Annotated in this window: 14 protein-coding genes; 2 read left to right on the forward strand and 12 right to left on the reverse strand. The window is 72.2% G+C overall.

Going from position 1 to position 13387, the window contains the following annotated elements; translation table 11 throughout:
- Positions 1-401: 401 nt before the first annotated feature.
- Both B1991_RS05405 and B1991_RS05410 read right to left on the reverse strand, forming a co-directional pair.
- Positions 402-1634, reverse strand: coding sequence for a beta-ketoacyl-[acyl-carrier-protein] synthase family protein (locus tag B1991_RS05405; RefSeq protein ID WP_136257696.1), 1233 nt, complete (start codon positions 1632-1634; stop codon positions 402-404).
- Positions 1634-1906 carry an acyl carrier protein gene (locus B1991_RS05410; protein WP_136257697.1) on the reverse strand — a complete coding sequence of 91 codons (273 nt, stop codon included), beginning with the start codon at positions 1904-1906 and terminating at the stop codon, positions 1634-1636. The genes B1991_RS05405 and B1991_RS05410 overlap by 1 nt, the downstream gene beginning before the upstream one ends.
- A 91-nt stretch (positions 1907-1997) precedes the next feature.
- On the opposite strand from B1991_RS05410, the gene B1991_RS05415 reads away from it, so the two are divergent.
- Both B1991_RS05415 and B1991_RS05420 read left to right on the forward strand, forming a co-directional pair.
- On the forward strand, positions 1998-3062 hold the full coding sequence (locus tag B1991_RS05415; RefSeq protein WP_136257698.1) for a peptidogalycan biosysnthesis protein: 1065 nt from the start codon (positions 1998-2000) through the stop codon (positions 3060-3062).
- The gene (locus B1991_RS05420) at positions 3055-3948 is read left to right on the forward strand and encodes an arginase family protein (RefSeq protein ID WP_136257699.1); all 894 of its coding nucleotides are present in this window, start codon (positions 3055-3057) and stop codon (positions 3946-3948) included. Before B1991_RS05415 ends, B1991_RS05420 begins: the two co-directional genes overlap by 8 nt.
- Before the next feature lie 37 nt (positions 3949-3985).
- Here B1991_RS05420 and B1991_RS05425 read toward each other — a convergent pair whose 3' ends face one another.
- From B1991_RS05425 to B1991_RS05470, 10 genes are all read right to left on the reverse strand, one after another.
- Complete coding sequence (locus B1991_RS05425; RefSeq protein WP_136257700.1) at positions 3986-5197, reverse strand: DegT/DnrJ/EryC1/StrS family aminotransferase; 1212 nt, start codon at positions 5195-5197, stop codon at positions 3986-3988.
- A gap of 20 nt (positions 5198-5217) precedes the next feature.
- Entirely contained in the window at positions 5218-5613 is a 396-nt protein-coding gene (locus B1991_RS05430) for a DMT family transporter (RefSeq protein WP_136257701.1), read from the reverse strand.
- Entirely contained in the window at positions 5610-5987 is a 378-nt protein-coding gene (locus B1991_RS05435) for a DMT family transporter (protein ID WP_136257702.1), read from the reverse strand. The genes B1991_RS05430 and B1991_RS05435 overlap by 4 nt, the downstream gene beginning before the upstream one ends.
- Before the next feature lie 2 nt (positions 5988-5989).
- Positions 5990-6814: an alpha/beta hydrolase gene (locus B1991_RS05440; protein ID WP_136257703.1), complete on the reverse strand. Its 825-nt coding sequence runs from the start codon at positions 6812-6814 to the stop codon at positions 5990-5992.
- A gap of 65 nt (positions 6815-6879) precedes the next feature.
- On the reverse strand, positions 6880-7824 hold the full coding sequence (locus B1991_RS05445; protein WP_136257704.1) for an efflux RND transporter periplasmic adaptor subunit: 945 nt from the start codon (positions 7822-7824) through the stop codon (positions 6880-6882).
- Positions 7821-8567: an ABC transporter ATP-binding protein gene (locus B1991_RS05450; RefSeq protein ID WP_136257705.1), complete on the reverse strand. Its 747-nt coding sequence runs from the start codon at positions 8565-8567 to the stop codon at positions 7821-7823. The genes B1991_RS05445 and B1991_RS05450 overlap by 4 nt, the downstream gene beginning before the upstream one ends.
- Positions 8568-8572: 5 nt before the next feature.
- Positions 8573-9703 carry an ABC transporter permease gene (locus B1991_RS05455; protein ID WP_136257706.1) on the reverse strand — a complete coding sequence of 377 codons (1131 nt, stop codon included), beginning with the start codon at positions 9701-9703 and terminating at the stop codon, positions 8573-8575.
- The gene (locus B1991_RS05460; protein ID WP_136257707.1) at positions 9703-11160 is read right to left on the reverse strand and encodes a TolC family protein; all 1458 of its coding nucleotides are present in this window, start codon (positions 11158-11160) and stop codon (positions 9703-9705) included. The genes B1991_RS05455 and B1991_RS05460 overlap by 1 nt, the downstream gene beginning before the upstream one ends.
- Before the next feature lie 119 nt (positions 11161-11279).
- Complete coding sequence (locus tag B1991_RS05465; protein ID WP_136257708.1) at positions 11280-12686, reverse strand: sensor histidine kinase; 1407 nt, start codon at positions 12684-12686, stop codon at positions 11280-11282.
- Entirely contained in the window at positions 12683-13369 is a 687-nt protein-coding gene (locus B1991_RS05470; protein WP_136257709.1) for a response regulator, read from the reverse strand. Before B1991_RS05470 ends, B1991_RS05465 begins: the two co-directional genes overlap by 4 nt.
- Positions 13370-13387: the final 18 nt, after the last annotated feature.

Raw genomic sequence — 13387 nt, forward strand, 5'->3', positions numbered from 1 at the left:
CATGGCGAGGGCATGGATGCCCGAGTTGAGGCAACGCAGGAGCGGTTGCCCGATGGGCGGCAAGCGCCAAGCGGGGTGGCCTTTCTCTTTGGTTACTTTCTCTTTACTCCGGGCATCCTGCCCTCCGCCCTTCGGGCCGGCTTCGCCGTTCGCATGCGCTCCTGCGCATGCGTGGCCACGCAAAGAGAAAGTAACTCGGCTGCCGAAGGCAGACGAAAGCTCTTGGCTCTGAAGCTCTAGCTTTCCAATACAGCACACAAGCAAGAGCATCGCGCGCGAGCGCGCTCCTACAAGGCATTCGCCGTCTTGCGCGAAGGCTGAAGTGCGATTCCTGCCTGACTAGCCTTGGGCTGTTGAAAAGCGCCTCGCAGGAATGGCGAGCAACGGGTGGGGCGCCTTGCTCAGGGCGCCCGCTTCAACGCCAGCACCGCGTTCAACCCGCCGAACGCGAACGAGTTGCTGAGCACCGCCCGCACCGGCATCTCGCGCGCCACGTTCGGCACATAGTCGAGATCGCAGGCGGAGTCGACCTGGTCGAGGTTGGCGGTGGGCGGCACCACGCCATCGCGCAGTGCGCCGATGGCGGCGATCAGTTCCAGTGCGCCGGAGGCGCCGAGGGCGTGGCCGTGCATGGACTTGGTGGAGGACACCGCGAGGCGGTCGGCATGCGCGCCGAAGGCGAGGCGGATCGCCTTGGTCTCGGTGACGTCGTTGGCCTGGGTGCCGGTGCCGTGGGCGTTGATGTAGTCGACGTCCTGCGCGGCGAGGCCGGCGTCGTCCAGCGCCTGGCGCATCGCGGCGGCGGCGCCGTCGGCGCTGGGCATCACGATGTCGCTGGCGTCCGCGCTCATGCCGCTGCCGGCCAGTTCCGCGAGGATGGTGGCGCCGCGCGAGCGCGCATGCTCCAGCGATTCCAGCACGAAGATGGCGGCGCCCTCGCCCAGCACCAGGCCGCGCCGGTTGGCGCTGAACGGGCGGCAGGTGTCGTCAGCCAGCACGCGCATGGCTTCCCATGCGCGCAGCGCGCCGTAGGTGAGGCAGGCCTCGGTGCCGCCGGTGACTGCGGCGTCGGCCATGCCACAGCGGATCATCTGCGCGGCCTGGATGATCGCGTGGTTGGCCGAGGCGCAGGCGCTGGCCACGGCGAACGTGGGGCCGCGCAAACCGTAGGCGATGCTGATCTGGCTGGCCGAGGCGTTGGTCATCAGCCGCACGATGGTGAGCGGGTGCGCGCGCTGGGCGTTCTCGCCGTACAGGCGCCGGCTCTGCTCGTCCTGGGTGGTCTCGCCGCCGACGCCGGTGCCGACGACCACCGCGGTGCGCAGGCCGAGCCCGCGATTGGCGAACTCCAGCCCGGATTGCGCCACCGCCTCGCGCGCGGCGTGCAGCGCGAATTCCGAGGTGCGGTCGAGCGTGGGCAGGATGCGCTCGTCGAGATTGGCCGCCGGATCGAAGCTGGCCGGTACCTGCGCGGCGACCTTCACGCGCAGCCGTTCGGCGTCGGGGTGGCGCAGCGGACCGATCGCGCTGCGCCCTTCGCGCAGGCCTTGCCACAGCGCCGCGGCGCCGACGCCGAGCGGGCTGATCGCGCCCATGCCGGTGATCACCACGCGGCGCAGCGGCAGAGCTTGCATCAGGCGGCTCCTTCACCGGCGCCGGCCCTGTCGGCCAGCGCCTTGTCCACCGCGTCGACCAGGCTCTGCGCGGTGTCGCGGTCGAAGTTGGCGCCCTGCTGGTCGGGGAAGTTGATGTTGAAGTGCTCCTCGATGTCGAAGATCAACTCGATCGCCTCCAGCGAGGCGATGCCCAGGTCCTTCAGGGTGGAGTCGGGTTTCACGTTGGCGACGTCGGTCTTGGCCTGTTTGGCGATGATCTCGAACACTTGCTGCTGGGTGGTGGCATTCATGGCATGTCCCGGGTGGCAGGCGGCAATGGAAGGCTGGCGCAAGGTGGCTGACGCAAGCTGACGGCCCCAGTCTAGGCACGCTCGCTTACTCATGCCTTTCATTGCGCAACTGGAGCCGGACGCGCTGCTGGCGGCGTTCACGGCCGAACCGCCGGCCGGTTTCGCGGTGGACCGCTCGCCGCAGGGCATGCCGGCCTTCGTGGCGCCGTTCGACCTGCTGACCACCGCCGACGACGCGCTGCGCCGCCGCGTGGCCGCGCTGCCGCTGTACCGCCACTGGCGGGCGCTGCTGCGCTGGCGCACGCGCTTCGCCGGCAGCACCGTGACCGAGTACGCGCCGTTGCCGCCGGGGGTGGCGCCCGCAGCGCTGGCGCAGGGACTTAAGGCCGCTTTCGGGCGCCAGTGCCGGCTGCTGATCGTGAAGGACATCGCGCACGACTCGCCCTTGCTCGGCGACGCCGACAACGCGTATGCGCACGCCTTCGCCGGCGCCTGCGCGGCCGCGGGTTTCGTGCTGCTGGAGGGCCAGGCGCTGGCCTGGGTGCCGATCGACTTCGACTCGGAGGACGAGTACCTGGCGCGCCTGTCGCACGGCCGGCGGAAGAACATCCGGCGCAAACTGCGCGCGCGGGCCGCGCTGGATGTCGAGGCGGTGCCGACCGGCGACGCGCGCTTTCGCGACGAGGCGACGCTGGCGGCGTTCCACGCGCTGTTCGACAACGTCTACGCGCAAAGCACGATCCACTTCGACCGGCCCACCGCGGCCTTCTTCCGCACCCTGCTGCAGGATGCCGCCAGCGGCGGCGTGGTGTTCGTCTACCGTCACGGAGGCGCGATGATCGGCTGGAACCTCTGCTACGAACACGCCGGCAAGCTGATCGACAAGTACGTCGGTTTTGCCTATCCGCAGGCGCGCGAGCACAACCTGTACTTCGTCAGCTGGATGCACAACCTCGAGCACGCGCGCCGGCGCGGGCTGACGCATTACGTGGCCGGCTGGACCGATCCGGAAGTGAAAGCCTTTCTCGGCGCGCGGATGAGCTTCACCCGCCACGCGGTATACGCGCGCAACCCGCTGCTGCGCGCCTTGCTGCGTCGCCTCGGCGGTCATTTCGAAAGCGACCGCCAGTGGCAGGAGGCGAGGGCCGATGAGTGAGCTTTCGAACCAGCCGATCGTGCTGGACATCGACCACTCCGTCGGCCCCCTGCGCGACCGGCTGGTGCTGCCGCTGGAACGCTGGCAGGAGTCGATCCGCTTCGGCTGTTCGCTGGCGAGGATGCGGCGCTTCGCGCGCGTGCTCGACGAGCTGTTGCCGACGCGCCACGGCACCGTGTTCACCGGCAGCGGCGACTTCCACCACCTGAGCTGGCCGCTGATCGCGCGCCTGCGCGGCAACGCGCCGTTCCAGGTGGTGGTGCTGGACAACCACCCGGACAACATGCGCTTCCCGTTCGGCGTCCATTGCGGCTCGTGGGTGCGCCGCGTGGCGCTGCTGCCGCAGGTGAGCCACGTGCACGTGCTCGGCATCACCTCCGCCGACATCGGCGCCGGGCATGCGTGGGAGAACTACCTGACGCCATTGCGGCGCGGCAGGCTGAGCTACTGGAGCACCGGCGTGGATACCGGCTGGTCGCGGCGACTCGGGCTGGCGCCGGCGTTCCATGGCTTCGACACGGCGGAGGCCATGCTCGATGCCTTCGTCGAAAGCCAGCGTGCCCAGACGCTGCCGAGTTACCTGTCGATCGACAAGGACGTGTTCGCACCCGAGGTGGCGCGCACCAACTGGGACCAGGGCCGGCTGCAGCTCGACCACGCGCTGGCGCTGGTCGGCAGCCTGTGTCGCGGCCTGGTCGGCAGCGACATCAACGGCGAGATCTCGCACTACCACTATCGCAGCTGGTGGAAGCGCAAGCTCTCCGCGATGGACGCGCAGCCGGCGGTCGACCCCGCGCAGCTCGCCGGCTGGCAGGCGCAGCAGCATGCGCTGAACGTGCAGTTGCTGGCGGCGATCGCGAACCTGCCGATGGCGTCATTCCCGTGAAAGCGGGAGTGACGACGGGAGCGCCATCGTCAGCGTCTCAGCGCAGCACCGCCTCCAGCACGCCGCAGATCGCCTCGAAGTCCGCCTCGTCCATCCACGGGCTGTTGCCGACCGTGAGGCTGCGCGCGGCGAAGTCGCGCGCGCGCGGCACATCCGCGGCAGGAACCACGCCGGCGAGGTGGGGGTAGTCGGGCAGGGCGTGGATGAACAGGCGGCTGACGCCGAGGCCGCTTTGCCACAGTTGCGCCAGCGCGGCGTCGCGGCGGCGCTGGTCGGGCAGCAGCAGCAGGAAGAACGGCCAGGTGCCGCGGGCGTGCGGCGGGTCATCCAGCACCTGCACGCCGGGGATGTCGCGCAGTCGCGACAGCCGGCGTTGCGCCTGCGCGGCGGTGTGCGCCAGGAACGCCGGCAGGCGCGCAGCGGCATGCGCGCCCACCGCCTGCCGCCAGCGGCCGACGCGATGCAGCGGGATCGTCGGCGGGAAATCGTCGCCCACCGCGGCGATCTCGTCACCGCGGCGCAGCGCGCGGCGCAAGGGATTGCCATAGGCCAGCCGCAACCCCCACGGCCGGTACAGCACGGCGTAGCCGAGCAGTTCGAAACACCGGCGCCATTCCCAGCCAGACTGCCGCGGCACGCGCGCCGCCGCATCGGCCAGCCGCTCGCGCAGCGCGGGATCGCGCGCGGTGAGCAGGCCGCCTTCGTAGATCGACAGACCCTTGCCGGCGGCCAGGCTGAAGAAGCCCACGTCACCGGCCAGCCCCACGCTGGCGCCGTCCGCCCGGCGCGCACCCAGCGCCTGCGCGGCGTCCTCGATGACGTACGCGCCGACCTCGTGCGCGACGGCGAGCGCGGCGTCGACGTCGGCGACACGGCCGCCCAGGTGAGTCGGCACGATCGCCAGCGTGCGTTCGTCGCAGGCGGCACGCAGCGCGGTCGGGTCCAGGTCATGGTGGCCGGGCGCGAGATCGCACAATTGCAGTTCCAGTCCCGCCTGCCGCACGGCGATCGCCACCAGCGGACAGGTGAAGGCCGGCACCACCACGCGACGGCGTTGCGGCTGCAGTTCACGCAGCGTGGCCAGCGCAAGCAGAAGTGCGGCGGTGCCGGAGCAGGTCAGTGACAGCGGCGGCAAGCCCAGCAGCGCGGCGACGTCGGCGGCCAGCGTCGGCGCACCGGGGCGCAGGTCGGCCAGCTGCAGCGGCAGGCCGGCGGTGGGCGGCAATTCGTGGCGGCGGCGGGGCAGCATGGGCAGCGCGTGGCCTGCGTTCAGATGACGGCCGCTTCCGGCGCGTGCTCGCGGCTCTCGGCCAGCCCGAGGCAGGCGATGCCGGCGAGGATCGCGATCGCGCCAAGCACGCGGGCGGCGGTGAGGTGTTCGTCGAACAGCCACACCGACAGCAGCATCACCGAGACCACTTCCAGGTGCGAGGCGGCGAAGGCGGGGCCGATCGGCGCGTGTTTCAGCAGCGCCATCCAGGTGAAGAACGCACCGACGTAGCCGACCACCGCGCCGTACACCCACGGCTGGCCGAACACGCGCAGCAGCCACGCCAGGCTCGCCTCCACAGGCAGCGCCTGGGTGCCGGCATACTTGAAGCTGATCTGCGCCAGCGTGTCGAAGCCCATCAGCAGCAGGAAGCCGAACAGGTAGAAGCGCTTCATGCGCCCAGCCCCACGATCGCCACGCCCAGCGTGACCAGCGCGATGCCGGCCACGCGCAGCCGGGTGAGTCTCTCGCCGAACAGGAAGCGCCCGGCCAGCATGATCGCCACGATGTTGATCGAGCCGAGCAGCACGCCCTCGGACAGCGGGATCAGCGAGAGGAAGGCGATCCACACCAGGAACTCGGCCACGTAGCTGCCGATGCCGAGCCACAGCCACGGCCGCGACGCCATGTACTTCCAGCGCGCCAGGCCGTCGCCGGCCGTCGGGTCGCCCGCCGCCGCCTTGAACGCCAGCTGGCCGCCGGTGTCGAGCACGATGTTGAGCAGCCAGAGACTGGCAACGAGGGGGGAGATGGCGCCCGCCGCCGGCATGGTCAGGCCGCCGCGCGCGATGCGGCGATGCCGTCGAAGAACGCCGCCGAACGCTCGATCAGGGTGCGCCGCTGCTTGTCGATGGTGATCATGTGGTAGCTGTCGTCGAGCAGCAGCAGCTCGGTCGGCGCGCTGACCGCGCGCACCACCAGCTCGGCGTTCTTCGGGCTGGCCACGTCGTCGTCGCTGGCGTGGGCGACCAGGCACGGCGCGGTCACCTGCGGCAGCTGGCGCCGCACGCTGGCGGCCAGGCCGTACATCTCCGCCAGCGAGTACCACGGGTTGCCGGGCAGGCCGGCGGCGGCGCTGTCGCCGCCGAGCATCGCCGCGCTGACCTGGGCGCGCAGGCGCTCGTCGCGAATGCCGTAGGGCGGCTGCTCCATGAAGCTGCGGCCGCGGCCGATGCCCAGTTTCTTCAGCAGCGGCAGCATGAACGACAGCCGCGCCAGCGGCGGAATGCTCCAGCCGTCGTAGCGGAAGGTGGCGCCGTACACGCCCACGCCGGCGACCTGCCCCGGACGATCGGCGGCCAGTTTCAACGCCAGCAGCGCGCCCATCGACAGGCCGCCGACGAACAGCTGATCGACCTTGCCGAGCAGATCGTCGGCGGCCTGCTGCACGCTGGCGTACCAGTCGTGCCAGCCGGTGGCGAGCAGGTCGTCGGCGCTGCCGCAATGCCCGGCCAGCTGCATGCCGTGCACGGTGAAGCCGGCGCGGTTCAGGCCCTTGCCGAGCAGCTTCATTTCCATCGGCGTGCCGGTGAGGCCGTGGATCAGCAGCACGCCGCGGCGGCCACCCTCGAGGAAGAAGTCGGTTTGCTGGATCACGCGCAGGCCTGGCGGGACGGAATCGTGGCGGTTTGCCGCCAGCATGATCGCCGGGGGCGGTTTCCTCAGTCTTTCGCCGCACCGGCGGGCTTGTCGAAACGCACCACCACGCGCTGGCCGATGCGCAGCGACGACGGCTGGTCGAAGGTCAGCACGCACTCCACGGTGCGTGCGTTGGCGCGCACCTGCGGGTCGTTCTCCAGCGTGGCCGGGCCGTACACCTGGCCGATGCGCAGCACGTGCGCGGCCCAGTGGCTTCCGTCGCGGTCGCTGTCGGCGCTGACCTCGGCCGGCATGCCGGGGTGGACCGCGCCGACGAAGCTGTCGTTGAGCTCGGCGCGCACGATGCGCGGCTTGTCCGGCAGCAGGGTGAACAGCGCGCCGGAGCCCGGCGACACGCTCGCCCCGGGCTGCGCCGCCACGTGCACCACCTGGGCGTCGAACGGGGCGTGCAGGCTGCGCTGCTGCAACTCATAGCGGGTCTCCTGCAGCTTCTGCGTGGCCATGTCCTGCGCGGCACGCGCGGCCAGTTGCTCGGCGTCGAGCTGGGCCGCCGCCTCGCGCGCATCGTCGGCGCTCTGGCCGTCGCCGGCGCCGGCAGCCGCGGCGGCGGCCAGGCGCTGCGCGCGCTGCCGCGCCGCCTGCTGCTTGACGCCGAGCAGCTTGAGCTGGGCCTGCGCCTGCTCCAGTTGCGCCTGTGCGGCGTCCACCGCCAGCTGCGCCGGGTGCGTATCCAGTGCGGCCAGCAACTGGCCCCGCTTCACGCGGTCGCCCTCGTGCGCCGCCACCGTGGCGAGCACGCCTTCGCGCGGCATCGACAGTTCCAGCAGGCCACCCTGGATGTCGATCCGGCCACGCGCCACCGCGGCGTAACGGGCGACCGGTGCGGCGGCGCCGGCCGGCGCGTCGCCCGGCTGCGAGCAGCCGCCGAGCAGCCCGGCGACGCCCAGCGCGAGGATGCCAAACCGGAGCGCGCGGCGGTGCGGGGAATGCGGTGCGAGCGAGGTCATGGGGCGGGTTCCTGGGGATCGATGGCCGGTGCCGCGGGGCGCCGGTCGCTGAGGATGCGGCCGTCCTCCATCGCCAGCACGCGGTCGGCGTGGACGACCAGCCGCGGGTCGTGGCTGACGCACAGCACGGTGGTGCCGTGGGCGTGCGCGATGCGATGCAGGATGTCGATGATGACCTGGCCGTTGGCGGCATCCAGCGCGCTGGTCGGCTCGTCGGCGAACAGCAGCTCCGGCTGCTTGGCCAATGCGCGGGCGATCGCCACGCGCTGCTTCTCGCCGCCGGACAGTTCGGACGGACGCAGCCGCATGCGATGCGCCAGCCCGACCTCCTCCAGCGATTGCCGCGCGCGCCGGCGCGCCTCGTCGCGCGACAGGCCCATGTGGTTCAGCGGCAGCTCGACCTGCTCGAACGCATTCAACGCGGGGAACAGGTTGAAGCCCTGGAACACGAAGCCGGTGTGCTGCAGGCGGAAGCGCTCCAGCGCGCGCAGGTCGAGCTGGCCCAGCTCGCTGCCGAGCGCGCGCACGCGGCCGCCGTCCACCTTCTGCAGGCCGCTGAGCACCGCCAGCAAGGTGCTCTTGCCGCAGCCGGACGGGCCGGAGATCAACGTGAGTTCGCCGGCGTGGATGCTCAGCGACAGGCCGTCCAGCACCTGCGTGCGCTGGTTGCCGGAGACGAACGCCTTGCTGACGTTGTCGGCCTGCAGCGACGGCACGCGCGCGGTTTCGGTGGTGGCGGGCATCGCGCTCATCGCAGCAGGTTGGCCGGATCGGCGCGGCGCAGGCTGCGCATCGCGGCCAGCCCGGACACGGCGGCCAGCCCCATCACCAGCACGATGCAGCCCAGCGCCGCCGCCACGTTGAGCACCACCGGCACGTCCTGGCTGCGCGCCAGCAGCATCAGCACGATGCCCAGCACGCTGGCGCCGAGCAGGCCCAGCGCGCCGACCCAGAACGCCTGCTCCAGCACCACCTTGCGCAGCGCGCCGACGCCCACGCCGAGCGCGTTGAGCGTGGCGTACTCGCGCACCGAGCCGTTGACCGCGGCGATCAGGGTCTGGCTGGTGATCACGGTGCCGACCAGGAACACGATGCCGGCCAGGAACAGCACGCCGGCGCCGGCGCCGGTGTCGAACAGCCAGTAGCGCACCGAGCGCTTGGCGAAATCGCGCGCGCTCCAGGCGGTGTACGGGCCGAACGCGGTAGCGCCGCGCAGGCGCGCGGCCACCGCCTCGGCCTGCGCCGGATCGCGCAGCTTCGCCACCAGGTAGGTCGGGCCGGTGTCGGTGGGATCGTTGTCGAGCTCGCGCGCGGTCTCCAGCGAGCACAGCACGTTGACCCCGCCCAGCGCGCGCAGCCCGCTGCCGATGCCCACCACGCGCACCCGGTGGCCGTTGATGGTGGCGCTCTGGCCGACGTCCACGCCGAGCTGGTCCAGCGCGGAGCGGTCGATGACGATGGCATCGGGTTCGGCCAGCCGTGCGCGCAATGCGGGCGGCAGCACCTTCGCGAACATCAGGCCGTCGGCCGCCGGGTCGATGCCGGAGACGAACACCGAGACGCCGCCGGTCTCGCGCGGCCCGCGCCAGTCGCCATCGACCCACAGGTATGGCTCGACCCGCTGCACCTGCGGGTCCATCTGCAGGTGCGAGGCGACGTCCGCGTCGATCGCGCGGCCGAGCCCGACGCTCTGCGTGCCGGGATAACCCACCCAGACCTCGGCCGCCGAACCGGTGACGTACACACTGGTGCTGCCGAAGATGCCCAGCACCAGCGCGATCTGCAGCAGTTGCAGCAGGCCGGCGAAGCCGACCGCCAGCATCGCCGGCAGGAACCGGCGCCATTCGTAGACCAGCGTCTTGCGCGCGAGAGCGACCATCAGCGCGGCGCCGCTGCACTGGCCGCGGCGGTCGGCGCCGTCGTTGCCGCCGGAGGCGGCGCGCCGCCGAGCGCCTTGAACAAGGCCACGTAGGCCAGCGCGCGGGCGGCCCGCGCGTCGTCCAGTTCCAGCGCCGCCTGGGTCGCGGCGATGCGGCCGTCGATCTGCTGCAGCGGGCTGTCCAGGTGCAGCGCGACGCGCTGGCGCAGCACCTGGTCGGCGTGTTGCAACGCCTGCCACGCGGCCTGGTCGTGGCGCTCGCGCTCGCTCTGCTGGTGCAGGCTGCCGAGCGCCGTCTCCACCTCGGCCACGCCCTGCAGCACCGCCTGCCGATAGGCCAGCACGCTGGCCTTGAGCTGGTGCGCGCTGGCGTGGTGCGCCGCCACCCGCATGCCCCAGTCGAACAGCGGGATGCTGATGATCGGGCCGAGCGAGGCGATCGCGTTGGGAGTGGTGGAGAAGCGGTGGTTGTTGTTGATGTCGGTGGCCCACACCAGCGAGCCGCCGATGCCGATGCTGGGGAACATGTCGGCGTGGGCCAGCGCCAGTTCGCCGGCGGCGCGCAGCACGTCGGCCTCGGCGCGGGCGATCTCCGGGCGCGTGCGCAGCAGGTCGGCCGGGGTGGCGCCGAGCCGCCACGCACCCAGTTCGGGTGGCGGCGCGGGCTGCAGCCAGGCCGGATCGGGTTGCTCGCGACCGAGCAGCACGGCCAGCCGCTGGGCGCTGGCGTCGATCGCCTGACGCGGCGCCGCCAGCGCGGCCTCGGCCTGCGCGCTGGCGGCCGCGGCCTGATCCACCGCGGCGGGTGCGGCCAGTTGCAGGCGCTGGCGTGCCTGCAGCAACTGCCAGGCGCGCGCGCGCTCGGCGGCCACCTGCTGCAGCCCTTGCTCCTGTCGTTGCGCGGTGCGCAGGCCGATCCATTCGCGCACCACCTCGGCGACCAGGCTGACCCGCGCCGCGCGCAGGTCGGCGACGCCGGCGTCCAGCTCGCCCTGCGCCACGCGGCGACTGCCCTCGGCGCGGCCGAACAGGCCCAGTTCCCAGGTGGCGTCGAAGCCGGCGACGAAGAACGAGGCGCTGGCGTCCGGGTCGACCGCGTCGCCGGTGCGTGCGGAAAGGCCGGGCCGGTAGCGATCGGTCGCGTGCCGGCGCAGGATGCGCACCGCGCGCAGGCGCTCGACCGCCTGCGCCACGTCGAGGTTGTCGGCCAGCGCGCGCTCGACCAGCGCATCGAGCGCCGGATCGTGGAACGCATGCCACCAGAGCGCGGGGTCGGTCGCCGCCGCCGGCGCGGAGGCGGTCGCATGCCGCCACTGGGCGGACTGCGGCGGTGCCAGCTTCGGCAGCGGTTCGGCGCAGCCGGCCAATGCGCACAGCAGCAGCGCGCACAGCAGCGGGCGGAGGCGCCTGCACGGGCCGGATGCAGCGGGGTTCAGGCGGGCGAACTCGGCGGGCATGTTCCATGGCGGCGGGTCGCGCAGGACGTGCGCGGGCGCCGGGGCAGAAGTCGGAGCCCCATTGTGGTGTGCGAATCTTTCGCCGGCCTTATCGCCCGCGGCGCCGGCCACGGAGGTGTTCATGGCGGCGCGTCCACCGCGGCGGGCGGCGGCGGAAAGTGCACGGCCACTTGCAGGCCATGAGGATCGATGTTGCGGAAGACCAGCTCGGCACCATGGCGGCCGGCGATGTGCTGCACGATGGCCAGGCCCAGCCCGCTGCCGGGCTCGGCGCTGGCGCCGACGCGAAAGAAGCGCTCGCTCAACCGCGGCAGCAGGTCCGGCGGCACGCCCGGGCCGTTGTCCTCGACCAGCAGGCTGGCGCCGCCGTCGGCGCGCGCGCGCAGTCGCACGGTGATCTCGCTGCCGCGGCCGGCGTAGCGCACCGCGTTGTCGATCAGGTTGTCGAGCAGGTCCTGCAGGCCGGCGGGTTCGCCGAGCACCCACAGTGGTGCCGCACCGCCCTCGTAGCCGAGGTCGATGCCCTCGCGGATCGCCTCGTGCACCCGCTGGGCAACCATCTCGGGCACCCGCCGGGCCAGGTCGATCAGGCGCTGCTCGCCACCCTCCGGCGGCGCCGCCTGCGCGCGGGTCAGCGCCAGCAGTTGCGAGGCGGTGCGCGCGGCGCGCCGGGTCAGCCGCTGGATGTGGGCGAGCGCGTCGGCCTGGTTCGCCGGGCTGGGATCGGCCAGCGCGCGGTCGGCGTGCAGGCTCAGGCCGGCCAGCGGCGTGCGCAGCTGGTGCGCGGCATCGGCGATGAAGCGGTCGTGCAGCGCCAGCATGTCGCGCAGCCGGCCGAACAGCGCGTCGATGGTGCGCGTGAGCGGCTGGATCTCCTGCGGCACGTCGGGACCGTCGATCGGGGTGAGTTCGCTGGAGCGGGCGGCCAGCCGTGCGGTCAGCGGATCGAGCACGCGCAGGCCGCGACGCACGCCGAACCAGACCAGCGACAGCACGCAGGCGATCAGCAGGGTCTGCATCACCACCGCCAGCAACAGGATCTCGCGGGCCTGTTCGCGACGATCGTGCAGCGTCTCGGCCACGGTGACGGTGAGCTGGCCGGCGGCATCGCCCGGCATGTCTTCGCGCACGGTGGCCGCGCGCAGCGCGTGGCCGTCCAGGCGGGCGTCGTACAGCGCAGGCACGCCGGCGGCTGTCGGCGTCGGTGGCGCGGCCAGCCGGTCATCGCCGGCGAGCAGGCCCTGGCTGGAACTGCGCACGCTGAAATAGCTGCGTCCGTCCGGATCGTATTCGAGCAGGAAACGCGCCTGCCGCGACAGCTGGCCGCCCAGCGGGTTGTTTTGCAGCAGCTTGGCGAGAGTGCGCGCATCGTCGGCGAGGTCGCGGTCGTGCACCCGGTTGGCGTAGCCCAGCGCCACGCCGTAGCTCAGCAGCGCATCAAGCAGCAGCAGCGCCGCCATCGGGATCAGCAGGAACACCAGCAGTCGTCGACGCAGGCTGGGGCGCGCGGGCGCGGGGCGTTTCATGCGGCGTCGCCGGCGTCGGCCAGCTCCTCCAGCAGATAGCCGAGGCCGCGGATGGTGCGCACGCCGGTGCCGCTGCCGTCCAGCTTGCGGCGCAGGCGGTGGATGGCGATGTCCAGACCGTTGTCGGTCAGTTCCTGGTCCCAGTCGCACAGCGCCTCGATCAGTTGCGCGCGACTGGTGACGCGATCGGCGCGCAGCGCCAGCGCTTCGAGCAGGCCGAACTCGCGCGCGGTCAGCTCCAGCGGGCGGCGATCGACCCAGGCGCGGTGGCCGGGCAGGTCCAGCCGCAACCGGCCCAGTTGCAGTTCCGGCTTGCCCTGGCTGCTGACCCGGCGCAGCAGGGCGCGCACGCGCGCCTCGAACTCGCTCAGCGCGAACGGCTTGACCAGGTAATCGTCGGCGCCCAGGTCGAGCACGCGGATGCGTTCGGCCAGGCCGTCGCGCGCGGTCACCACCAGCACCGGCAGGCCCTTGCCGCGGCGGCGCAGGCGCTGCAGCACCTCGCTGCCATCCAGCCCCGGCAGGCCCAGGTCCAGCACCAGCAGGTCGTAGCCGTGATCGCGCAGCGCGGCGTCAGCCTGGCCGCCGTCCGTCACATGGTCCACGGCGTGCCCGCCCTGGCGCAGCGAGGCGCGGATGCCCTCGGCAATGGAGGGATCGTCTTCCACCAGCAGGATGCGCATGGGGACTCCGATACGGGA

The sequence above is a fragment of the Rhodanobacter lindaniclasticus genome, assembly GCF_004799035.1.
GTDB classification, from domain to species: Bacteria; Pseudomonadota; Gammaproteobacteria; order Xanthomonadales; family Rhodanobacteraceae; genus Rhodanobacter; species Rhodanobacter lindaniclasticus.